Source organism: Arthrobacter sp. 'calajunan' (genome assembly GCF_046940185.1).
In the GTDB taxonomy this organism is placed as follows: domain Bacteria; phylum Actinomycetota; class Actinomycetes; order Actinomycetales; family Micrococcaceae; genus Glutamicibacter; species Glutamicibacter soli.
The window spans coordinates 35,793-58,616 of record NZ_JBKZDY010000014.1 but is presented as its reverse complement, the minus strand read 5'-3'; the positions used below and the strand labels follow the sequence as shown (position 1 = coordinate 58,616).

Here is a 22,824-nt window from a genome sequence, read left to right as displayed (position 1 = left end):
AGATGTTGTATAAGAGACAGACTCTGGTGGAACCGGCACAAATGCTTAAAACGTTGTGGATCAGCTACTCACCTGCTTGAAGGAGAACCTGGGCTGCAGCACTCCGAAAATCAGATAGAACAGAAGCCACAAGGCCGCGCCGACCATGAGGAATATGCCGGGCACCTGCAGATAGTCCATGGCGTTGCCCAAGGCGAACCAGCCGCTGAGATACATCGCGGGCAGCACCGTGACCAATATGATCCCGAAATGGATCACTGACTGCGTCTGGAGCTTCCACGCCTTGACTTGGTAGACCGTCGGCGCGCCGCTGACGGCCCCACGATCATGCCGAGGGCGAAGGTGCTCCGGGCATTTGCGGCATCTCCTTGGAGAAGTAGAGCCACCCCTATTATTGCCATGACGATGAGCGTGATACCTGCAAGGCTGAGGCGTAATGGCTCCATGGCTCCATGGCTCCATGGCTCCAGCCTAGGACACCAGGGAAATTTATTCTACGAATTTGAGGATCTCGCTTCGGTGCGATCCATCTGTGTGTGATGGATCCACCGGACCACTGCGTCATCCTCAGACGGCGGCATTTGCTGTACTGCGAATTCGAGTGGCCGTTTTTCGCACGCGCGCGTGGTGGGCAGGCTCCAGCCCCGGAATAGGGGGTAGGGGCCTGCCCACAGGGCATAGCGTCCATGCCGTCATGCCAGCGTGGCGGGTTGGTGGTGGGTTAGTAGATGGTGATGCCGTCGGGATCGGGTGGCGGGTATTTCACCGGGACCGGCGGGATGAGGTGTTCCCCGTCGTAGAACATGCGGTTCAGCCGTCCCATTCCGGTGGTCGGCGGGCTGGAGGAAACGTATTCGACGCCGGAGGTGGGGCGGATGCGGATGCGGTGCGGGGCACTGGATTCGACTTCTTCTTCCCAGCCGGGCGCTTCCTTGGCGAGGTTGCAGCTGGCGCATTTGAAGGCGCCGTTGCCGAAGCTGGTGCGCCCACCCCTGGCGGCTTGGCGGACGTGGTCCAGGTGTTCGGGCTTGTTGGTGCAGTAGGGGGTGCGGCAGAACTGGTCGCGCAGCTGGATCAGGTGGCGCAGCTGGCCGCGGTAGCTGCGTTCGTGGGAGTCCATGGTGACCAGGTCCTGGGAGTTGGGGGCCATGAACAGGCGACGGAACATCGGGTAGGCGTGCACGCGGGCGGAGAAGTTCTCCTGGATGTGCTGGGGCGGGGTGGCACCGAAGGAGGCTTTAATGTCGGCGATGAGCTGGCGGGCGTATTCGGCCGGAATGCTGCCGTAGCCGGGCAGGCTGGCGGTGTCTGGGGTGCGCATGAACAGGGCCCGGTCGGTCATGACCAGGTTCACGTGCAAGGTGACCGGCAGGGGTTCATCGAGTTTGTGGCCGGTGATGGCGCGGGTGAACAAATCGGCGCGTAGTTGACTGCGCGAGCGGGGGTCGCCGGCAGCCAGGGCCTTGTCGACTTCGCGGGTGAGGAAGTCCTCCAGGGCCAACCCGATCTCAGGAGAGACTTTCCCGTTAATGTGCATGCAGTCCTTACCCTTGCGGATGCGCACGTAGCGTTCGGCGGTGGCGTGTTCGATCTCTTCGGTGCGTGGGGTTTCGCGCATGAGATCGACCGCTTTTTGGGCGGTGTCCTTGGCTTGGGTGGTGCTGGCGCCGTCGAACAGGTCGGGGTGCTGCTCGTAGAAGCGGTCGAATTCGCGGCGCTCGGCGGTGGTGGAATCGTCCAAGGGGGTCATGATGGCCAGAATCATCTCTTCGCCGAGGTGGCCATGTTCGAAGCGCGAGAAAAGGTAGGGCATGTCGGGGATGAGGTTGCGCATACGACGCAGGTAGACCAAGGAGCCTTGGGGTGTTTGGTGGCGGGCCAGGGCAATGGCGTGGGCGGTGCCGCGTTCGACGCTCAACGGGTGGTGCTCGGGGGTGGTGCCGGTCAGGGAGTCCAGGCGGGCGGCGGCGCGGGCCTGGATGGAGGCGTAGAAGGATTTGAACCGTTCGCATTGTTCCAGCACCCGCAGCTGCAGAGCGGGGTCGGTAGAGCCCAGGGCGGTGTTGATGAAGGTGGCATCCCAGGGGTCCAGACAGGGGTTTTGTTCGAAGGTCCCGGCTTTCCAGGGAGTGACTTCGAAGTAGTCTTCCTCTGCTTCGTATGAGTCGAACATATCTCCATTATATGACGGAATAACGGGAATGTGAAGACTTATTTTGACCTGAAAGCGCCCCGCATGTTATAGGTGTGGTTCGAAAGTTGGGACATAGTGTAGGTTGATGAGGCTGGGTGTGGGGGCGGTTGGTGGCGGGATGTGGACAACCACTCGGGCAACAGCAAACGCCCTCCGACCCTGCGGTGCAAAAGCAGCCCGGTGCCGGAGTGCGTTCAATGCCAATCGTCCAATGCCGGCCATCCACAGAAAAGCAGGTTGACTGGGTGGGCTTATTCGTCGGGGTGCTCGTCGGCCCAACGGTGCGCGCGCTCGATGAGCTGGGCGGAGAGCCCGGCGAGATCACCCTTACCGCTGCCGACGGCCAGACCGAGCAGGAAGGTGCTCAGCGGGGCGGCCGGACGGGCGACCTCGTGGGCGACGTGCTTGGCGGCGTCGAGCACGGTGGCGATGTCCACGGCGGAGGCGTCGAGCTCCAGCTCCGCGGCGGCCGCGGTCAGCCAGGCCTCCAGGGCCTCGGGCGGCAGGTACTGTCCCATAGTGTTCCTCTCCTTCTGGCGGGCGCGCTCCAGCGCCTGCGGGGTATCGATGTCGCTGCTGGTGTCGTTGTCCACCGGCAGCTGCTGCAGGTCCAGTTCGCCCAGCACCCGGCGCACCGGCGCGTTGGCGACCCCGTCCCCCAGGGCGGTGCAGGCCGTGCGCAGGGCCTGGGTGCGGTAGATCCCGGCGAGCCACTGGATGCGGCCGTCCGCATCGCGCAGCAGCGCGCCGTCGCCGGCCGAGCCTTCCGCCAGGGCGGCGGCGTGCGCGGCGGCCAACGCGGAGGCCACCGCGGCCGGGCGCTGCAGGTCGCAGGCCAGCACCATGGTCCACGGCGCGGTGAGCTCGGGCAGGCCGGCGGCGATGGCCGCCAGCGGTCCGGAAAAGGGCGGGTCCTCGCGCAGCACCGCGTCGGCCAGGGTGCCGGCGGTGGCCGGGCCGATGACCACCACGCGCGAGGCGCCGGCGCGGCGGGCGGCGTCCACCGCGCGGTCCACCAGCCGGCGCCCGTGCAGCAGTAGCCCTGCCTTGTCGGCCCCGCCCAGCCGCGAGCCGCGCCCGCCGGCCAGCACCAGCGCCTGGAACTGCCCGGCGCTCACGGCTGCAGCCTGAGCACGTCGACGGTGTCGCCCGGGCGGACTTGGGAAGTGTCCGGGCCGATCAGCGCGTAGCCCTGCGCGGCGCCGAAGCCGCCGACCGAGTGGGAGATGCTGGCGGCGTCCACGGCCGGGGCGCAGCCGCCGTGCTCGTCGAACACCACCGGCAGCGCCTGCAGCCGGCCCGGCGGGGATTTCCAGCCACGCAGCACGGTGCTGCGCAGCACCGGGCGGCGCAGGGATGCATGGCCCTGCAGGGCGCGCAGGGCGGGGCGGACGAACAGCTCGAAGCCGACCGCGGCGCTGACCGGGTTGCCGGGCAGCGCGAACACCAACGCGCCGGCGCGCAGCCGGCCCACGCACTGCGGGGCGCCGGGTCGCAGGGCCAGACGCACCGCGCGCACCTCAGGCTCCTGCTCGAGGACCTGGCGCATGACGTCGTATTCGCCCGGGCCCACCCCTCCGGTGGAGATCACCGCGTCATGCTGCGCGCCCAGCGCGTCCAGCCGCTGGCGGACCAGCCCGGGATCGTCGGGACAGTGCTCCACGGTGGCCGCCGGCAGCCCGGATTCGGCCAGCAGGCCTGCCAGCAGCAGCGAGTTGGACTCCGGGATTTGCCCGCGGGACAGCGCGCTGCCCGGGGTGCGCAGTTCCGCGCCGGTGACCAGCACCGCGATCTTCGGGGCGGGGCGCACCAGCAGGGCTGCGGCCCCGGCGGCGGCCAGCGCGGAGAGCCGGGCGGCGGTCAACGGTTCCCCGGCCAGCGCGACCGGGGCGCCGGCGGCGCGGTCCTCCCCCGCCCGGCGCACGTCGCGCCCGGGCTGCACGGCGGTGTTGATGCGCACCGTGCCGGGGTGGAAGCCGCTGGTGTCCTCCACGCGCACCACCGCATCCGCGCTGCTGGGCAGCGGGGCGCCGGTCATGATGCGCACGGTCTGCCCGGGACCCAGCACCGGGTCGGCCCCGCTGCCGGCCGGCACCACGCCGAGCACCTGGAGGTCCACCGGGGCCTGCGCGGTGTCCGCGGCGCGCACCGCGTAGCCGTCCATCGCGGAGTTCTCCCACAACGGCAGCGGGTGCGCGGCGGCGACATCCTGCGCCAGCACGGCCCCGTGCAGGGCGGCGAAGTCCCCCGGCTCGGCCAACGAGAGCTGCACCGGCGGCAGCGGGCGGACCAGCTGGAGCACCGCGCGCAGGTGCTCTTCGGGCGGGACCGGGGCGGCGCCTGGGCCTGCGCCGGAACGGGAATCAGGCGCCATCGATGGCCTCCTTGAGCTGTGCGGGGGCGCCGGCTGGCAGCGTGGCGACGACGGCGCGCATGAAGCGGGTGGCCGGCGCGGCGAAGACCTGCGCCACCGGCCCGTAGTGGGTGGCGGCCCCGCGTTCGAGCACCAGCAGCTGGTCGGCGAGCGCCTGAGCGTCGGCCGCGGCGTGGGAGACGATGACCGCGCTGATGCCGGTGCGCTGCAGCTGTTCGCGCACCAGCAGGCGCATGTCCACGGCGGCTTCCACGTCCAGCGAGGCGAAAGGCTCGTCGATCAGCAGCACCCGCGGCTCGGCGGCCAGCGCGCGGGCCAGGGCGATGCGCTGGCGTTGGCCCCCGGACAGGGCGGCGGGGCGCTGCCCGGCGATCTCCCCCAGGCCCAGGCGCGTGAGCCAGCGGGCCGCCTCGCGGGCGGCGGCGGCCTTGTCCATGCCGCCGGCCCGCGCCCCGAAGGCGATGTTCTTCGCCGCGTCAAGGTGCGGGAACAGGTGCGGATCCTGCCCCAACAGGCCGATCTGCCGGCGGTGCGGGGGCACGTGGGTGCGGGCGTCGGCCAGCACCGCGCCGTCCAGCTCGATCCGCCCGGCGCCCAGCTTCTGGATGCCTGCCAGCGCGTGCACGATCGTCGACTTGCCGGCGCCGCTGGGGCCCATGAGCGCCAGCACCTGGCCGGACTCCACGGTGAATTCGGCGCGCACGGTGAAGCCGGTGCGCGGGATCTCCAGCCGGGCGGTGAGCGTCATTTCAGCGCCCCGTTCATTTAAGGGCTCCTGGCCGCCAGGCGCGCACGCAGACCAGCACCAGCACCGCGGCGCCAAGCAGCAGCAGGGACAGCGCCACGGCGGCGTCGCGCCCGTCGCCGGCCCCGTTGAACGCGGTGTAGATGGCCAGCGGCATGGTCTGGGTGATGCCCGGGGCGTTGCCCGCGAACAGCGCGGTCGCGCCGAATTCGCCGATGGCCCGCGCGAAGCACAGGATCACCCCGGCGACCAGGCCCGGGGCGGCCAGCGGCAGGGTGATGCGGGTGAGCACCATCCACCGCCCGGCGCCCAGGGTCGCGGCGGCCTGCTCGTACCCGGTGCCCAGCGAGCGCAGCGAGCCCTCCACCGAGAGCACCAGGAAGGGCAGCGCGACGAAGCTCTGCGCGATCACCACCGCGGCGGTGGAAAACGGCAGCGTGACCCCCCAGACGGAGTCGATGAACTGCCCGATGGGGCTGGTGCGCCCGAACAGGAACAGCAGCGCCACGCCCCCGACCATCGGCGGCAGCACCAGCGGCACCGCCACCAGGGCGCGCAGCAGCTGGGCGAGCTTCGGGCCGCTGCGGGCCATGAGCACCGCCAGCGGCACCCCCAGCAGCACGCACACCACGGTGGCCGCGGCACCGGTGCGCAGGGAAAGCCACAGCGCGTCCAGCGCGGCGGGGCTGGTCACGTCGGTGAGGAAGGTGTCCCAGCCGGCGCGGCCCACCAGCGCCACCAGCGGCATGACCAGCAGGGCGATGCCCAGCAGCGCCGGGGCGATGGCCAGCCCCGGGGCGCGCACCCCGGTGTCGCTAGCCATCGGCGCCCGCCGAGGCGCTGCCGAAACCGTGGTCCTTGAGGATCTGCTGGCCCTCGAGGCCCAGCACGAAGTCCACGAAGTCTTGGGCGCCGGGCTGTTCGCCCAGCGCGGTGATCGGGTAGGAGTTCACGACCTGCTCGGCTCCCGCGGGCACGATGGATTCCACTGCATCTTCGCCGGCCACGTCGGTGGCGTAGACCAGGCCCGCGTCCGCCTCCCCGGCGATGACCTTCTGCAGCACCGCGGTGACGTTCTGCTCCTGGCTCGCGGCCTTCACCTCAACCCCCTGGTTCTGCAGCAGCGTGGCGGAGGCCGAACCGCACGGCACCTGCGGGGCGCACAGCACGGTGGTCGCCCCGGCCAGGTCCGCCAGGGACTTGACCTTGCCCGGGTTGCCCTTCGGCACCGCGATGACCAGGGTGTTGGTCGCGAAGATGACCGGGTCGCCGCCCAGCCCGGCGTCGGTCACCACTGCCATGTTCTTCTCGTCGGCCGAGGCGATCACGTCCACCGGGGCGCCCTCGACGATCTGGGTGGCCAGCGTGGAGGAGCCGTCGTAGGCGATGGTGGAGATCGCGGTCTCGGGGTGCGCGGCGGTGAACTCCTTGGCGATCTCGTCGAAGGAGCGCTGCAGCGAGGCGGCGGCGGAGATGGTCAGCGTGCTGGTGGGCGCCGCGGTGGCCACTGCGTCGCCATCCTGGGAGCCCGGCTGGCCCGCGCATCCGGCCAGCGCCAGGGTCCCGGCGGCCAGCAGGGCGAGGGCGCGAAGTGCGGCGGGCGGCGAAAGGCGCATGGGGTTCCTTAGAAGTGGCGGACGGTTCTCTCCTGCCTGCCATGCTACAACCGCCAAGGCCGCTGACGGGAGCAAGGTGACCGCCGGTGAGCTGGAACTTTCGCGCCTCTTCGCAGCGGCCGGGCAAGGGGCTACGCTGGGAGGATGAAGGCACAACCTGCGGCAGCGCTGCTCGACGCACGCTCCCGGCCGCTGCACGACCTGCGGATCTCGGTCACCGACCGCTGCAACTTCCGCTGCGTGTACTGCATGCCCAAGGAGATCTTCGGGCGCGATTTCGCCTTCCGCGAGCGCTCCGAGCTGCTCAGCTTCGAGGAGATCGAACGCCTCGCCCGCGTGGCGGTGTCCCTGGGGGTGCACAAGCTGCGGCTGACCGGCGGCGAGCCGCTGCTGCGCCGCGGCATCGTCGACCTGGTGGGCATGCTTTCGAAGCTGGCGACCCCGGAGGGCAAGCCGGTGGACCTGGCGATGACCACCAACGGCTCCGCGCTGCCGGTGATGGCGCAGCAGCTGAAGGCCGCCGGGCTGCGGCGCGTGACCATCTCGCTGGACTCGCTGGACGATGCGCGCTTCAAGGCGATCAACGACGTGAACTTCCCGGTCTCCCGGGTGCTGCAGGCCATCGACGCGGCCGAGCAGGCAGGGCTGGGCCCGGTCAAGGTCAACACCGTGCTCAAGCGCGGGGTCAACGACGACGAGATCCTGTCCCTGGCCGAGCACTTCCGCAGCTCCGGGCAGATCCTGCGCTTCATCGAGTTCATGGACGTGGGCACCACCAATGGCTGGAAGCTGGATGCGGTGGTCCCCTCCAGCGAGGTCGTCTCGCGTATCAACGAGCGCTGGGCGCTGGAACCGGTGGTCAAGACCGAGCCCGGGGAAACAGCGAACCGCTGGCGCTATGCCGACGGGGCCGGGGAGATCGGCGTGATCTCGAGTGTCACCAATGCGTTCTGCGGGAAGTGCTCGCGCGCCCGGGTCTCCGCCGAGGGACAGCTGTACACCTGCTTGTTCGCCGGCTCCGGGTACGACCTGCGCGCGCTGATGCGCGGCGGGGCCGATGACGCGGAACTGGCCCGGGCTTTGACCGGGCGCTGGCGCCAGCGCGACGACAACTACTCGGAGCTGCGCGCCGCGCTCACCCCGGGCAACCGCAAGCGCATCGAGATGTCCTATATCGGCGGGTAGCTAGCCCATGGACTTCTGGCCGTCCAGGGACTCGCGGATGATGTCCGCGTGCCCGGCGTGCTGGGTGGTCTCCGCGATGATATGCAGCAGCGTGCGGCGCACGGACCAGTGGGTGTCCACGAACCACGGGGCCTTGGGCAGCTCGTGCGTGGCGTCCAGGTCGATGTCAACCAGCAGCGCGTCGGTCGCGGCCGCGATGTCAGCGTAGGAATCCAGCAGGCCCTGCAGCGTTTCGCCGGGCTGCATGCTGAATTCTGCTTTGAAGGCTTCCATTGCCTCGGGCGGCATGTCGTAGAAATCCGCATCGCCCCACCCCATGGCGCTCTTGCCGTGGAGCATGAACTGCTGCCATACCTGTTCCACGGAGCGCACGTGCTTGACCAGTCCGCCGAGGGTCAGTTCGCTGACGGTGGTGCGGGTTGCCGCCGGCTCGTCGGCCAGGTTCTGGGCGGTGAAACGCAGGAAGTGGCGGGCATTGGCCAGGGCCTGGTGCAGGTCGGCGCGCTCACCGGTGAGCGTGGTTTCGGTGGCCTTCATGGTGGTACTCATGGTCTTGTTCCTCGTTCTTGATGTGCTGATAAATCCACGATAAGAGCCATAAGTGCCAGTTTCTGTCCTAAATAGAGGCAGAATATTTGCATGAGTACCAGCCAACGATCCCTGCGCCTGCTCTCGCTGCTGCAGACCCGGCGCTACTGGTCCGGCGAGGAGCTGGCGCAGCGCTTGGAGGTTTCGCTGCGCACCCTGCGCCGCGACGTGGACCAGCTGCGCGAGCTGGGCTACCCGGTGCAGGCCGAACGCGGTGTGGGCGGCGGCTACCAGCTGGCCGCCGGTGCGGCGCTGCCGCCGCTGGTGCTCGACGACGAGGAGGCGGTGGCACTGGTCGTCGGCCTGCAGTCGATAATCCACGGAGGCGAAGATGCGCTGGCGGACGCAGGGCTGCGCGCCCTGTCCAAGGTGGTTCCGGTGCTCCCGGCCAAACTTCGGCAGCGGGCCCAGGCGCTGACCGCGAGCACCGTCCCGCTGGACTCGCAGCATTCAACCCCGGAACCGGTGGATCCGCAGGTGCTGGTGGTATTCGCCCAAGCATGCCGCGACCGCGAACGTATTGCCTTCGACTACCGCGATGCCCGGGGCAATGCCAGTTCACGACGGGTGGAGCCGGCCAAGCTGGTCAACGTGGGCAACCGCTACTACTTGGTGGCCTACGACCTGGACCGCGCTGATTGGCGCAGTTTCCGGGTGGATCGGGCGGAAAATGCCGAGCCTCGGGCACTGCGCTTCGCGCCCCGGGAAATCCCTGGCGGCGATGCGGCGCAATTCGTCCGCGCCGGACTTCGGGGAGCCGGAAACCTGCGGGTCAGCGCCCGGGTGCATGCCAGCGCCGAGGAGCTGGAATCGCGGATCGGCAGGTGGTTCGAGATTCAGCAGCTTGATGATCACAGCTGTTTGGTACGGACCGAGGACTCGGACCTGCGCTGGGTGGCGTTCGGGCTGGCGCTATGCGAGGCGAAGATCAGCGAGGCGCAACCTGCAGAACTGCGCGAGCTACTGAATGGTTGGTCCGCAAGACTACTGCAGGGTTCTGAAACGTAGACAGATGTCTTGGTTGACGGCGGTTTCCGGCTCAGAAGGTCATAGCAATCAATATGCCATCCGACCAATTACCTGGATCCACGGCAGCATCAATGTTATTCGCCTGCCAGATCTCCTTCGACCTCCAACGCAGCCGCAATCGCTTCATGAGACGGCAAAGTCGTATTCTCCTCCTGAGGCAACGCATCATACGTGTAAGAAGAATCCGCTAGCGGCTGTGTCGAACCTTCCAAGGCATACCGCACCGTCCGATCGTTCTTGGACCCACAAACTAAGATCCCCACCGTGGGAGCCTGACGGGGAAGCCTCAACATGTCATTGACCGCAGCGACATAGAAATTCAGCTGCCCCAGATGTTCAGGCTTGAACTTCCCAGCCTTCACCTCAACGACGACATATCGGTCCGATGGCACGTGATACAACAACAGATCAACATAAAAATCATCGCCATCGACATCGAGATGGTGCCGCCTACCGACGAACGCGAAACCAGCGCCAAACTCGGCTAAGGTCTGCGACAACCGAAGCGTCATGGCTTCTTCAATCGCATGCTCTTGTGCCTCTTCTGTGAGCCCCAAGAAATCAAAGATCAGGGGATCCTTAGCCACTTCCTTCGCCAAGTCACTGCCCTGGCTGGGTAAACGAGATTCTAGATTGTTAGGAGCCGCGCCTTCGCGTGTATGTTACCGAGTACGAATTTGGTGCTCAAGAACCGCCACGGACCAACCATGCTGAACTGCACGGGGTGCGTACCACTGGCGCAATTCACGGTCACTAATCTTATTCAGAAGCGCCACGTTGTGAGTCCAGCTCAATTGTCCAGTTGCCGACTGGACAATTGAATCCTCATCACCCCACGCTTCGGCAAACTCCCGCATAAAAGATCACAAGATCAATCTTCGAAGCGGGCTCACCATAGCCTTAGACAATCTAATGATCGAATATTCTCACCGTTACATATTCTTTAACCCCGCGCATGATCCCCGAAAGCGAATGGATAGGGAATTGGTGCTAGAAACTGCCTTGCGAAGAGAGCTCCAGAGTCCATCTGAGAATTGGATTTCTTACGAACCACTCCCTGAGGAGTTCAGTATCGAACGCCGATGGTTAGAGAAGCACATATGGGATGAACCTAAATTGAAATCTCAAGAATTACCACACGAGAACAATTATGATCCGCTCAAACACACAGATTCCCTCTCTAAGAAAATTAGTACGACCCAGAAATAGTATGAGCCCCACTAGAGTTTTGGGAAACCTCAAATCTTAGACACGATACTCTTAGCCGTTTAGCTATGACAAAACTACAACGATATTCAAGGATCCCTGTACCGACTAAAAATTACGATTTTTCTCCACTATCGGCTGTATAAATGGCAGAAAAATCCGTCCATCGCTTAAGCATCTCGGTGCTTTCACCCAATAGGTTCCTTACAAACTCCTTCTTTTGCATTCCGCCGAGTTTGCCCGCGATATAATTACTGTAATCGGAACCTTTGCTGTGAGCCGAAACCCTTGAACGAAGCTCTTGGATTTCTCTCAGCAGAGCGTTGTCCTCCTTGACGTACTCGTAGCCAGTCATGGTGAAAAACCGCTGAAGCTTACCTAGCCCACGTTCTCCATCCGGTCCTTTGCCGATCTCCTTCACCAACGCTTTTTCATTGAGGAAATCGACCAGGAGTTTAGCGAGGTTCATTAATTGATCCTCAAACTCGGATTGGGTTTCGTTGAGTGGAACGTGGAGCCGCCTAATAATCGTTTTGTCGGCATCATGAGGTTGGCGGTATATCTGCCATCCGTGGTCATTGTTCCAGCGACTTTGCAGTTCTTCATACGCTGCTTTAAACCGGTGGTCAGGTTGTTGAGCATCAACCCATTTACCTTCATAGGAGCGCTGTGAGTACGTGCTGCTCATCGGACCGCGAGGGGCGATGTTAAAACCTTTCCAATACTGGCGCTCAGTGTCAGGCAGATCCCGTCCAAGGTCGCCTAGGAAGACGGCTACATATTCTTCATGGTCGTTATCCATGCGAAGATTCCAACGGGTGCCGCATGAAACCGATCCGCTAGAAACTGTGTAGAGCTCCGCGTGATTGTAGTACTTTAGCAACACATCTCTCCGGAAGAATACAGGAGTCAGATAGTGGGGAGCTTCAGGATTCTTGCCAAAGTAATTAGCGAGCTTGTCTTCTTCACAGGTGAAGGTAACAGGCTTGCCAAATTCGTCTTCACCAATGATGAAGTCTTCATAAGACCTGTTGCGGTCCTCGTATTCCCACAGATTGCACTTTTCCACTGGCCCAGGAGCGAAGTACTTTTTTGCATTAAACAAAGACGTAGGATACCCTAACGCAACACCTACGCTGTTAGATCCGGACGAATCATTGTCTTTCCATTCCATGTCAAATCGCTTTAGGTCAGTGCATTGAGGCGCCTCGGGGAAATGACTGGTTACATCCGTATACAGCCATAAATCAAGCTGCTTGAGTGCGCGGAAACGAGCAAGGTAGGAACTCCGGGCGCGAACCGTCTTGCCCGTCACCTCGACTACCGTCTCTTCCATGCCGTCATCCAAGACTTTGATCAGATTACCAGTCTCTGCATCTTCGAACAGTTCAAAGACAAGGCGGAATTCCTGGCAGATCAAGATCTGTGATTCTCTTGTTCCTGCAGAGTCAGTGACAATGACGATGGGCTCCATCCCTTGGTCGTTGCCAAAGGGAAAATATGAGGTCGACTTTGTCTTGCCGTAGGTAGTTATTGTGCCAGGTTGACCAAACGCGGCAGTAGCATCCCAACCGCTCGTGCTCAAAAACTCGGATCGCAGTGAAGGCGGCGCCAGAACTGAAAATGCTACGGCCGAAACTGGTCTCTGGCTAACTCTTTCGAAGTCGTAGAGCACCGTCCAGAGACCTGTCCCTGCGTGCATAAATTCGTCCTTGGCTTGCTGTCCACTGATCTGTACAATTTCAGCTTCGCTAAACGTTCTAGTCACTGATTGGTCCTATCTGCTCCAAAGATCAACATGCTTTAAGAAGCACCTATACTCTAATCCCACCCATGCTGAAGTGGCATTTCCGCGCTCCATTAGTTGGGTCAAATGTTGAGTTTGAATACCTTCGAAAAGGCAACCTGCAGCCCATAAGTTGCCTCATTGGTCAATCCCTCCAACGGTGCAGCCTCCCTTCCAATTTCAATGTAGATTTCTCGTTCTTGCCCTTGAAGTCATCGCGGATTCTGAACCTACAGCCGCTGGTCACCTTACTCAAGTTCGTGCGGGACTTGAGTGTTCGGCGGTACCACTGCGCCAAGAATTCGAGGGTCAGCATCGGGTGCGGAGACAGTTGCGCCGGGTATCCTGCCATCAGCGCACGCAGTACTGACTTCAAATGCCAGACAGATGCAATGCAATCTGTCACAAAGCCAAATATTGTTGTCACCATGAAGAAGTTAATGGTTTTCGAGATCGACGGTGACACATACACCGTCACCGACTCACAGCTCGGCCAGGGCGGAGCGGGAACGGTTCGAGCGGTTCGCTCCTCGGCAGATGGCAGAGTCTACGCCCTGAAACAAATACGGAAGGATGCCCGATCAGAGCGCAATGAGAGATTCCGCCAAGAAATCGACTTCGGGCGGCATTCGAACAATGATCACGTCGTGAAAATCCACGCGTACTCTGAAGACGATACCCACTTCTACTACACCATGGATCTGTACCCGAAGAACTTGCGCCACATAGTCGAGGAGGAAACCGACTACTGGGTGATTCTCGATTACCTCTCCCAACTTTGTGATGGGCTCTCCTATGTGCACGATCAAGGGGTAGTGCACCGGGATATTAAGCCCGAGAATATTCTCGTCGACAGTGATAATCAACGGCTCGTACTTGCAGATTTCGGCATCGCTCATTTCAAGGACTCGTCTCTGACCGTCCAAGGTGATCTTCTGGCCAATCGAAATTATCAGGCGCCGGAACAGATGATAAAGAATAATGCCAACAACGTTGGCAACCCTGCGGACATTTTCGCACTCGGGCTCATCTTCACGGAGATATTTACCAAGCAGAACGCTCGTGGTGTACGGCATCGGCGAGTAGGCGATATATACCCGTTTCTTTCTAACCTCGACCTACTTGTCGAAAGAATGATGCTTCAGGACGCGACACAACGCATCACGATTCAAGCCGTGCGGGACTCTCTCAATTTGATTCGCAAACAGATAGACGCGCGCCTCGAAGAAATCAAGGAAGACCTACGTCCGTCTGATGAGTCGATCATCGGCAACATCCCCTTAACGGATTTGCTCGAGCAGGCTGGTGCAGATGTCATGTCCGCAAAGTACATATTCGAGCGGACCACTAGCGAAGAACTAGCGCGTTACAATCCGAACTATCACTGTCAGGTCAGCTACTCTGTGAGTGCCGAACTCTATAACGGCTGCGTCCACTCAATCCTGTACTCAATGTGCAAAGCGAAGTTCGAATATGAAGCAAATGGTGCTTGGAGTGAGTCTGACATGGATTTGGTGCTTTCCCCACTTAAGACGCGGCTTGTGGATGAATTTGAATCCATCCAGAGTCAGTATCCGCTAGAGCAAGATTCGCTTTGGGCTGCTTTACCGCGGAAGGCCGCTCATTATTTCCGCTTCTGCAAAGACTACCACTGCCAAGAACTGATAGAACAAGCACGTCGTCAGCTTACTGTTTCAGATGGACCATATAACGGATCTCTTTATAGCAATCTTATGAACGCTCCTATCCTGTGGATAGTTCAGAATGTGAGGAGGCATCTCACTGCCGACATATTCAATATAACGTCACAGACTCTTCATGAAATTGAGTTCGAACGCCAGGTGAGAATCAATTGGGAGGGAACAGACTGGGATAGTCCCAAGCGAATTGATGTCGGCCGAGACATATTCGATCCTGCCGCCGATGCACAAAATCTGGTCGTCCTTGAGAAGTTGAGGGAAAAATGGAATACCTCATTTGTGGAAAATAACGACGACACGTACTCAATTCACTTCAATTCTTATGGCGACTACGAGCAGTTCAGCAAAGAGGCTCTCGCTATGGCTGTTCAGGACTACGTCTTCGAGGGCGATGTGCACGATCTGCTTCGACCTGATGAAATATTCGACGATCTTGTCGCGCTCACTTGGGGTGCAACGTTCGACATCCCCAACACTTTGGCCAAAATTTTAGGCCTCCGCGACATATAGAAGCTTCAGAACTAAACTTCACATTCTCCGTCATCGACAAGGACTGAAAATCTCCTGTGAACACAAGCGGTCGAATCGTAGGGAAAGAGAAGCGAGCTACTTGCGGAGCCATACGGCAGTCACAACAGAGTCGTGATACTGGGTTGAATCATTGGTCGCGGTCGCAGCAGCCAAGAAGTCACAGCCGCTATCGAATACCTGTGCTGTTGCTCTTATCGGTAACGTGGCTTCAGTCCTGTACCCCATGAGTCGCTAGACTCCTGAGGTGGACTCGCCGTTTCAAAAGAAAACGCTGAAGATAAGTTGCTCGGCAAGTCAAGCAACTCTATGTCTCAACAGCTTAGGAGAAATTGCGTTACTACGTCGGTTGTAAGACACCTTCCGCTGACCAAACATCGCGTCGACTTCAAACGACGTCGAGTTGCGTCGATGATTCAGCTCCAAGGTGTTGCTCCGCCGAGCTATCAAGCGGTGAATTACTTACGGTTCGAGTTGAGTCCATATTTTCTTGTCCGCCCGGATGCGAGCGGACAACCCCATTCTTGATTCCAACGCACGAAGTAAGTGAAACACATACTTGTCAATGGACCGCACAGCTAAATGAGCTGCTAAAGACCGACCCACTCCGATGCTCCGGAGCTAAAGTGCTGGCGCTTCCAAATCGGAACCTCTGCCTTGATACGTTCTACCAAATTCTCAATGGCTTCAAAGGCCTCGCGCCGATGCGCCGCAGCGGAAGCTGCAACTAATGCCGCATCGCCGATATCCAATGAACCGACACGATGCACTGCAGCCAGGTTCAGCCCGGTGCGGGCTTCCTCTTCGGCCAGGATCTTCTCCAAGAACGCTTGTGCTTCGGGGTGGTGCGAATAGTCCAGCGAGTTCACCGCTTGCCCGCCATCGTGGTTGCGGATGATCCCATGGAACAGCACCACGGCTCCCGCGGTATCCGACTGTACGGCTGCCTTGACTGCATCCTCGTCAATTGGCTGGTTGGTGATCAGTGCGTAGCTCACGTAATTCCTCTAGTCTTTCAGAACTGCGAAGGCAGTGCGGATTCAGTTAGGTCGGGGGCCAGTTCAGCTACTGCAGGAGCACCTCCGAGCAAATAGCTGGCGGAGATTCCACGGCCGGACAGCAGCTGCGCGGCGCGCAGGGCGCGCGGTCCGCGGGTGCAGTAGACCACCACGTGTTCGGGTAGCTCTGATAGCTCGACACCTGCGTCGACGGCCGCTTCCAGTTGCGCCAGCGGCAGGTGGTGCGATCCTCGCAGGTTCAGCTCCACACGCTCATCCAGGTTGCGCACATCCAGCAGGAACGGCGGATTATCCGAGTTCAACGCGGCGACCAACTCTTCCGGGGTTAGCTGCTCGGGCTGCGGCAGGTTCCCGGCGCAGAACAGTTCGTAGTCGATCAGCCCGGACACCGGTGTCGCGGCAGGATCCCGGGAGTACTCCAAGGTGCGGGTATTGGCGGCCAGTGCGTCGTAGACCAGCACCCGGCCCACCAGCGGAGCGCCGATTCCGGTGATCAGCTTCAGGGCTTCGGTCGCCAGCAGCGAGCCGATGGTGCCGCACAGTCCCGGCAGCACACCCCCGGTGGCGCAGTCGGCCACGCTGCCCGGGGCCGGAGGAACGGGGAAAAGATCGCGGTAGCCCGGGCCGTGCTCGTGCCAGGCGACGGAGACCTGCCCGTGGTGCTGCAGGATGGAGCCCCAGACCAGCGGGATGCCAGTCAGCTGGGCTGCGTCATTGCTCAGATAGCGGGTCGGGAAGTTGTCGCTGCCGTCGATCACCAGGTCGTAGCCGGAGAAGATTTCCAGCGCGTTCTGGGACGTCAGCCGCAGGTTGTGTTCGATAATCCGCACGCCAGGATCCAGCGCCCGCGCGGCGGCGGCCAGCGAGGCGGTCTTGGGCAGCCCGATGTTCGCGGTGGTGTGGGTGATCTGGCGGTGCAGATTGGACAGCTCCACCACGTCGTCATCCACGATGCCCACGGTGCCAACCCCGGCTCCGACGACGTACGGGATGCTGGCGCTGCCCAGTCCCCCGGCGCCGATCACCAGCACGCGGGCGGCGGCCAGGCGGCGCTGGGCAACGGGCCCGAATCCGGGCAGGGCAAGCTGGCGTTGGGCCCGGGCCTGCTGCTCGTCGCTCAGCGCCGGGGCCGGGTCGACCAGGGGCTTAAACGCGCGATCACTCATAGTCGGATCCTACGCGCCCGGCCGCGCCGGATGATAGGCGATAGCATGAAGTCATGTCGCAGATTACGATACGCTACTTCGCCGCCGCGGCGGCCGCGGCGGGCACCGAGCAGGAGAGCTGGCCGCGCGCCGAGTCCCTGGCCCAGCTGCGGGCCGAACTGGTCGGCGCCTACGGCGATCCCATGGCCCAGGTCCTGCGTGCCGGAAGCTTCCTGATCAACGGGGTGGTGAGGCGCGATGACGGCGAGCTGGGCCCGGAAGGCGAGCTGACCGTGGACGTGCTGCCGCCCTTCGCCGGCGGATAAGCCATGGCCTGCACCCTGGATGGACACCGCGCGGAAATCGCCGCACTGCTGGTCCCGGCGATCGCGGCGCTGGGTTCCGAAACGCTGCCGGTCGAGGCCGCGGACCTGCCCGGACGGGTTGCCGCGGCCCAGCTGCCTGCACTGCTTCCCATCCCCGCCTTCACCAATTCCCAGATGGACGGGTATGCCGCCCGCAGCGCGGAGCTGTCAGGCGCCAGCAACGAGCACCCGGTCGTCCTGCCGCTGGGCTTCACCGCCGCGGCCGGGGATCGGCAGATCGAGCTGCTGCCCGGCACCGTCTCCCCGGTGATGACGGGGGCAGTGATCCCGGCCGGGGCTGACACCGTCGTTCCCGTGGAAGCCACCTCGGACGGCGTTTTCGGGCAGCTGGTGCGCGCCGGCGAAGGCGGGCCAACTGGCTCTGCGACCTTCACCGCACCGTCCGAGCCCGGGCGTTTCATCCGCCCCGTCGGCCAGGACCTGCAGGCAGGCGCACTGGTCGCCGAGGCCGGGGCGCGGCTGACCCCCACGCTGATCGGCGCGCTGGCGGCCAGCGGCGTGCGCGAGGTAGCGGTGCGCAGGAAGCTGCGGGTGCTGGTGTGCACCACCGGCAACGAACTGATGGACGGAACCTCTCAGGCCGGACGGATCCCGGATTCGAACTCGCCCATGCTCGCCGCCGCGCTGCGCGGCTACGGCGCGCAGGTGGACACCCTGCGGCTGCCCGACGACGCGCAGGCACTGGGCCTCGCGCTGGAGGCGCAGGCCCGGCAGGTCGATCTCATCCTCACCGTGGGCGGCATCAGCGCCGGCGCCTACGAGGTGGTGCGCGAGGCGCTGGCCCCGCGCGGCGGCAGCTTCCACCACGTGGCGCTGCAGCCCGGGGGACCGCAGGGTTTCGCGCAGCTGGACGGCACCCCGGTGCTCTGCTTCCCGGGCAACCCGGTCAGCGCGCTGCTTTCGCTGGAACTGTTCCTCGCCCCGGCCCTGCGCCAGCTGGCCGCACTGCCTGCGCCGGTCCCCGAACCGTACGAGCTGGCCGCGGAGGTGCACTCGCCTGCGGGCAAGCACCAGGTGCGCCGGGCGCTGCTGGAGCAGGGAAAGGTCCGGGTGCTGGATCCGGGATCGCACCTCGTGCACGACCTGGCCCGCACGGACGCGCTGGTGCACATCCCGGTGGGAGTCGAGCAGCTGGCCGCCGGAACCATGATCGATGTTTGGAGAATGAATGTCTGAGAAACTCACCCACTTGCGCGAGGACGGCAGCGCCCACATGGTCGACGTCAGCGACAAGGCCGTGACCAAGCGCGTGGCCACCGCGCAGGCGCTGTTCACCACCCGCCCGGAGGTGGTGCAGATGCTGATGACCGGCAACCTGCCCAAGGGCGAGGCGCTGGGCACCGCGCGCATCGCCGGCATCATGGCCGCCAAGCGCACCTGGGAGCTGATCCCGCTGTGCCATCCGCTGCCGATCTCCAAGGTGTCGGTGGACTTCGAGGCGCAGGACTCCGCGGTGCTGGTGACCGCGCAGGTCACCACCAAGGGCGTGACCGGGGTGGAGATGGAGGCGCTGACCGCCGCCAGCGTCGCGGCGCTGACCTTGTACGACATGGTCAAGGCAGTGGACAAGCAGGCAGAGGTCACCGAGGTGAAGGTGCTGGCGAAATCCGGCGGCAAGAGCGGGGACTGGGCCCCTGATGCAGGTGAGTAGGCGCGCCTCGGTCATCGTGGCCTCCACCAGCGCCGCGGCCGGGCGCGCCGCGGACACCACCGGACCGGTGCTCGCCGGCTGGCTGGCCGAGCGCGGATTCACCGTGGCCGGCCCGCTGGTGGTCGCCGACGGACAGCCCGTGCGCTTCGCGGTGGACGCGGAGATCGCCACCGGGGCCTCGGTGGTGCTGACCACCGGCGGCACCGGGGTCTCCCCCGATGACCAGACCCCTGAAATGGTCGCCCCGCTGCTGGACGTGCAGCTGCCTGGCATCATCGAGGCGGTCCGCCGCCGCGGCGAAAGCTCCACCCCCATGGCCGTAATCACCCGCGGGGTGGCCGGATTCGCCGGCCGCACGCTGGTGGTGACGCTGCCCGGCTCCTCGGGCGGGGTGAAGGACGGGCTGGCAGTGCTGGATCCGATCCTCGAGCACCTGCTGACGCAGCATTCCGGTTCGCGGGCCGACGACGGGCACGGCCCGCGCCGCTAACGAGATGCAGGTCCCGGGTATTCGCCCGAGACCTGCTGCTTTCCGACCGCTCCTAGTTGGCGTAGGTGTCCATCAGCTTCGCCTTGGCGTTCCACAGCGCCAGCGAATCGCCGCCGTTGTTGAGCACCGCGACGCCGCCGTCCAGGTAGACCGCCTGCGCGCTGTTGGTGCCCGGCCCCGGGTAGAGGCGCAGCTGCTCGCCCGGCTCCAGCTGGTAGCCGGCCGGAATGCGCATCACGTTGTTCGCCGCGTCGCGCACCAGGTAGCCCTCCAGGGACAGCGTGCGCCGCCCGGTGTTCTCCAGCACCACATGCTCCCCGGTTTCAGGCTGCAGGTCGTTGCCCGGCACGTCGTTCACCGATTCCGCGATCACCAGCCCGTCGTTGGACGGGAAGGGCTTGCGCCCGGACAGGTGGCGCGCCACCTGCTGCGGGAAGTCGCCGGTGATGCGCTCGACACCCAGATCCAGCGACTGCTCGGCGGCCTCGGTCGAGTTCACCGTGTAGACCCCGAGCTGAAGCCCGGCGTCCTTCACGCGCTGCGCGCCGGAGGCATCCAACGTGCGGTAGCTGGTGCCGAAGGAGTCGGCGAACTGCGCGTAGCTTTCCAGGGTCGCGGCGTCCGGCACGCTTCCGGCCAGCTGCTGCAGCGGCACCTCGGGCGCCAGCTGGGCGAAGGTCCGGTTCGAGGCGGCGTCGAAGCCGAGCACCTCGATCCGGTCCTGCTCCAGCAGCCGCGACCAGCCCTTGTCCTCGGCGAGCGCGTCGGCGACCAGCTGCTCCACCCCCGGGGACTTCGCCGGGGACTTGATTTCGATGTAGACGCCGGTGGTGCCGGCCAGGGCTCCGGGCACGCTGTCGAAGTGCGGGATCTTCTCGCCGGCGAAGGCCGCGGAGAAATAGGATCCGGCATCCAGCTGCTGCAGCTCCTCCCAGGTGAAGGAGGTGATCGGGTCGTTTTCCCGGCCCGGGAACACGTCCTTGGCGTTGGTGGTCCGGTTCGGGGTTTCGTCGTGGAAGATGAAGGGCACGCCGTCCTTGCTCAATTGGACGTCGATCTCGATGAAGTCGGCGCCCGACTGGCTGCCGGCCTTGATGGCGGACAGGGTGTTCTCGGGGGCCACGCCGGCCGCCCCGCGGTGGCCGATGAGGGTGGTTTCGTCCGCCGTATTCTCCACCGGGGCCGCCGCTGCCGGAACCGCGATGCCGGCGGTCAGGCCAAGGGCCAAGGCGCCGAGTGCGAGGGGTCGCAACGTCATGGGTTTGTTCCTCCTGTAGGTCTCCTTGATGCCGTCAACTGTGCCGAAGTCCGGCAAAGGACCAGCCACGGAGGAATTAACGCCGGATGAGAATCGAGGAAACACTTGATTCATCCTGCGGTCGAAGGGACCGCCGCGCCGCCGGATCCGCAGCCCGCGGATACACCGCACCGGGAAGGTTTCCTTGAACGATTCAAAGTAACCCCGACCACACCCGGTGGTGCAGCGCGTCACCCGGGGGTGTAACTTGACTCACTTCCCCGAAGTTGGCAGGATATAGCAGACCAACCAGTTGGTTGGTTAAATTTCAGGCTTGACGCATTTCCCGGGAGGACTTCCACGTATGACGACGACGCAGCAGCACACGAGCAGACTCCCGAAGCTGACCAGCAAGGGGCTCGCGGCGGGAAAGCTCGGGCTGATGCAGTCCACCGTCATCGGCCTGGCCTCCACCGCGCCGCTGTACTCGCTGGCCGCGACCCTGGGCTTCATCGTCATGGCCGCCGGGGCGCAGACCCCTGCGGCTCTGATCGTTGCGTTCATCCCGATGTGCCTGACCGCCTTCGCCTACCGCGAGCTGAACACCGCGATCCCCGACAGCGGCACCGCCTTCACCTGGGCCGCCAAGGCCTTCGGCCCGAAAACCGGCTGGATGGCAGGCTGGGCGGTGATGGTCGCCGGCGTGATCGTGATGTCCAGCCAGACCGAGGTCGCTTCCAAGTACCTGTTGCTGCTCATCGGCGACGGCTCGATCGCCGACTCCAAGGTGCTGGTCACCGCGTTCGGCGCGCTGATCATCATCGCCATGACGTGGATTTCCTACCGCGACGTGGAAACCGGCGCGGTCACCCAGTACCTGCTGATGGCCCTGCAGTACGCGGCGATCATCGCCTTCTGCATCGGGCTGTACTTCGCGATCCAGACCATGCCGGAACTGGGCCCGAAGTTCTCCTGGGACTGGTTCAACCCCTTCGCCACCGACAACCCTGCAGGCTTCGTGCAGGGTGTGCTGATCGCGATCTTCATCTACTGGGGCTGGGACACCTGCCTGGCGCTGGCCGAGGAAACCAAGAACCCGCGCACCACCCCGGGCCTGGCGGCACTGCTGTCCACCGCCATGCTGCTGGTGACCTACATCGGCATCACGGTGCTGACCATGATGTTCGCCGGCATCGGCGACACCGGCAAGGGACTGGGCAACCCTGAAGGCGCGGACGACGTGTTCTTCGCGCTGCGCTTGGACGCCATGGGATCCTGGGGCTGGCTGCTGGTGCTTGCCGTGGCGATCTCCGCGTTGGCCACCTGCCAGACCACCATCCTCCCCACCGCCCGCGGCACCCTGTCCATGGGCGTCTACGGCGCGCTGCCCAAGCGCTTCGGCGTGGTCAACGAGGCCTTCAAGACCCCTGCATTCTCGACGCTGTTCACCGGCTCGGCCTCGCTGGTCTTCTACGTGGGCATGACCATCATCTCCGGCGACATCCTGGCCGACACCATCGAGAGCACCTCGCTGGCAGTGGCCCTGTACTACGCGATCACTTCCTTCGCCTGCATCTGGTACTTCCGCTCCTCGCTGACCGACTCGCTGCGCAACCTGTGCTTCCGCCTGGTCATGCCGCTGGTCGGCGGGCTGATGATGTCAGCGGTGTTCATCTACTCGGCCATCAGCATGCTCGACCCGGAATACGGCACCACCACCATCCTGGGCATCAGCGGCACCTTCGTGATGGGTGTCGGCTCGCTGGCGCTGGGCCTGGTCGTCATGGGGCTGTGGGCGCTGCGCCCGGCGTCGCGCGACTACTTCGCCGGCCGCTCGCTGAACCGCGACACCCCGGTACTGGTTCCGGAGCAGTAGGCGTCCCGAGAACTAGGCGCCCCAGGCCCCGCTACCCGAGCAACTTCCTCCCCCCCGGCTACTCCACCA

The 22,824-nt window shown here is 63.8% G+C and carries 22 protein-coding genes; 8 read left to right on the top strand and 14 right to left on the bottom strand.

Going from position 1 to position 22,824, the window contains the following annotated elements; all coding sequences use genetic code 11:
* Positions 1-60: 60 nt before the first annotated feature.
* From RF641_RS16345 to modA, 7 genes are all read right to left on the bottom strand, one after another.
* Entirely contained in the window at positions 61-258 is a 198-nt protein-coding gene (locus tag RF641_RS16345) for a DUF3021 family protein (protein ID WP_244910910.1), read from the bottom strand.
* Positions 259-721: 463 nt separating this feature from the next.
* The gene (locus RF641_RS16340; RefSeq protein ID WP_047117989.1) at positions 722-2,173 is read right to left on the bottom strand and encodes an HNH endonuclease; all 1,452 of its coding nucleotides are present in this window, start codon (positions 2,171-2,173) and stop codon (positions 722-724) included.
* 272 nt (positions 2,174-2,445) lie between these two features.
* Positions 2,446-3,312, bottom strand: coding sequence for an NTP transferase domain-containing protein (locus tag RF641_RS16335; RefSeq protein WP_113607681.1), 867 nt, complete (start codon positions 3,310-3,312; stop codon positions 2,446-2,448).
* A complete protein-coding gene (locus tag RF641_RS16330) occupies positions 3,309-4,568 on the bottom strand; it encodes a molybdopterin-binding protein (RefSeq protein ID WP_424573637.1) in 1,260 nt (419 codons plus the stop codon). The genes RF641_RS16335 and RF641_RS16330 overlap by 4 nt, the downstream gene beginning before the upstream one ends.
* Positions 4,558-5,316 (bottom strand): ATP-binding cassette domain-containing protein, encoded by a 759-nt coding sequence (locus RF641_RS16325; RefSeq protein WP_424573636.1) that lies wholly within the window; start codon positions 5,314-5,316, stop codon positions 4,558-4,560. The genes RF641_RS16330 and RF641_RS16325 overlap by 11 nt, the downstream gene beginning before the upstream one ends.
* Before the next feature lie 13 nt (positions 5,317-5,329).
* Positions 5,330-6,136 (bottom strand): ABC transporter permease, encoded by an 807-nt coding sequence (locus tag RF641_RS16320; RefSeq protein ID WP_113607678.1) that lies wholly within the window; start codon positions 6,134-6,136, stop codon positions 5,330-5,332.
* A complete protein-coding gene (gene modA / locus RF641_RS16315; RefSeq protein ID WP_113607677.1) occupies positions 6,129-6,929 on the bottom strand; it encodes a molybdate ABC transporter substrate-binding protein in 801 nt (266 codons plus the stop codon). The genes RF641_RS16320 and modA overlap by 8 nt, the downstream gene beginning before the upstream one ends.
* 144 nt (positions 6,930-7,073) lie before the next feature.
* Between modA and moaA the strand changes: the two genes are divergently transcribed.
* Complete coding sequence (gene moaA / locus RF641_RS16310; protein WP_424573635.1) at positions 7,074-8,114, top strand: GTP 3',8-cyclase MoaA; 1,041 nt, start codon at positions 7,074-7,076, stop codon at positions 8,112-8,114.
* Here the strand turns inward: moaA and RF641_RS16305 are convergent, their stop codons facing one another.
* Positions 8,115-8,663: a DinB family protein gene (locus RF641_RS16305; RefSeq protein WP_424573634.1), complete on the bottom strand. Its 549-nt coding sequence runs from the start codon at positions 8,661-8,663 to the stop codon at positions 8,115-8,117.
* A gap of 90 nt (positions 8,664-8,753) precedes the next feature.
* Between RF641_RS16305 and RF641_RS16300 the strand changes: the two genes are divergently transcribed.
* Complete coding sequence (locus tag RF641_RS16300; RefSeq protein WP_424573633.1) at positions 8,754-9,710, top strand: helix-turn-helix transcriptional regulator; 957 nt, start codon at positions 8,754-8,756, stop codon at positions 9,708-9,710.
* A gap of 95 nt (positions 9,711-9,805) precedes the next feature.
* Here RF641_RS16300 and RF641_RS16295 read toward each other — a convergent pair whose 3' ends face one another.
* The 3 genes from RF641_RS16295 to RF641_RS16285 form a co-directional block, all read right to left on the bottom strand.
* Positions 9,806-10,318: a PDDEXK nuclease domain-containing protein gene (locus RF641_RS16295; RefSeq protein ID WP_424573632.1), complete on the bottom strand. Its 513-nt coding sequence runs from the start codon at positions 10,316-10,318 to the stop codon at positions 9,806-9,808.
* 75 nt (positions 10,319-10,393) lie between these two features.
* A complete protein-coding gene (locus tag RF641_RS16290; RefSeq protein WP_424573631.1) occupies positions 10,394-10,588 on the bottom strand; it encodes a DUF1016 N-terminal domain-containing protein in 195 nt (64 codons plus the stop codon).
* 464 nt (positions 10,589-11,052) lie between these two features.
* Entirely contained in the window at positions 11,053-12,705 is a 1,653-nt protein-coding gene (locus tag RF641_RS16285; protein ID WP_424573630.1) for a hypothetical protein, read from the bottom strand.
* Positions 12,706-13,115: 410 nt separating this feature from the next.
* Here RF641_RS16285 and RF641_RS16280 point away from each other — a divergent pair, with 410 nt between their 5' ends.
* A complete protein-coding gene (locus RF641_RS16280; RefSeq protein ID WP_424573629.1) occupies positions 13,116-14,933 on the top strand; it encodes a serine/threonine protein kinase in 1,818 nt (605 codons plus the stop codon).
* Positions 14,934-15,541: 608 nt separating this feature from the next.
* Here the strand turns inward: RF641_RS16280 and RF641_RS16275 are convergent.
* Together RF641_RS16275 and RF641_RS16270 are read right to left on the bottom strand one after the other, a co-directional pair.
* Entirely contained in the window at positions 15,542-15,949 is a 408-nt protein-coding gene (locus RF641_RS16275; RefSeq protein ID WP_424573628.1) for a molybdenum cofactor biosynthesis protein MoaE, read from the bottom strand.
* Between the two features lie 17 nt (positions 15,950-15,966).
* Entirely contained in the window at positions 15,967-17,136 is a 1,170-nt protein-coding gene (locus RF641_RS16270; protein ID WP_424573627.1) for a ThiF family adenylyltransferase, read from the bottom strand.
* A 53-nt stretch (positions 17,137-17,189) separates the two neighbouring features.
* On the opposite strand from RF641_RS16270, the gene RF641_RS16265 reads away from it, so the two are divergent.
* From RF641_RS16265 to RF641_RS16250, 4 genes are read left to right on the top strand one after another with little or no spacing between them, the layout of a single operon-like run.
* Positions 17,190-17,441, top strand: coding sequence for a MoaD/ThiS family protein (locus tag RF641_RS16265; RefSeq protein WP_047117998.1), 252 nt, complete (start codon positions 17,190-17,192; stop codon positions 17,439-17,441).
* A gap of 3 nt (positions 17,442-17,444) precedes the next feature.
* Positions 17,445-18,677, top strand: a complete 1,233-nt coding sequence (locus tag RF641_RS16260) for a molybdopterin-binding protein (protein WP_424573626.1) — start codon at positions 17,445-17,447, stop codon at positions 18,675-18,677.
* Positions 18,670-19,152 (top strand): cyclic pyranopterin monophosphate synthase MoaC, encoded by a 483-nt coding sequence (moaC, locus tag RF641_RS16255; RefSeq protein WP_424573625.1) that lies wholly within the window; start codon positions 18,670-18,672, stop codon positions 19,150-19,152. The genes RF641_RS16260 and moaC overlap by 8 nt, the downstream gene beginning before the upstream one ends.
* Entirely contained in the window at positions 19,139-19,642 is a 504-nt protein-coding gene (locus tag RF641_RS16250) for a MogA/MoaB family molybdenum cofactor biosynthesis protein (protein ID WP_424573624.1), read from the top strand. Before moaC ends, RF641_RS16250 begins: the two co-directional genes overlap by 14 nt.
* 52 nt (positions 19,643-19,694) lie before the next feature.
* Here RF641_RS16250 and RF641_RS16245 read toward each other — a convergent pair whose 3' ends face one another.
* Positions 19,695-20,900, bottom strand: a complete 1,206-nt coding sequence (locus RF641_RS16245) for a glycerophosphodiester phosphodiesterase family protein (RefSeq protein ID WP_424573623.1) — start codon at positions 20,898-20,900, stop codon at positions 19,695-19,697.
* Between the two features lie 343 nt (positions 20,901-21,243).
* Between RF641_RS16245 and RF641_RS16240 the strand changes: the two genes are divergently transcribed.
* Positions 21,244-22,755: an APC family permease gene (locus RF641_RS16240; RefSeq protein WP_424573622.1), complete on the top strand. Its 1,512-nt coding sequence runs from the start codon at positions 21,244-21,246 to the stop codon at positions 22,753-22,755.
* The last annotated feature ends 69 nt before the right edge of the window (positions 22,756-22,824 follow it).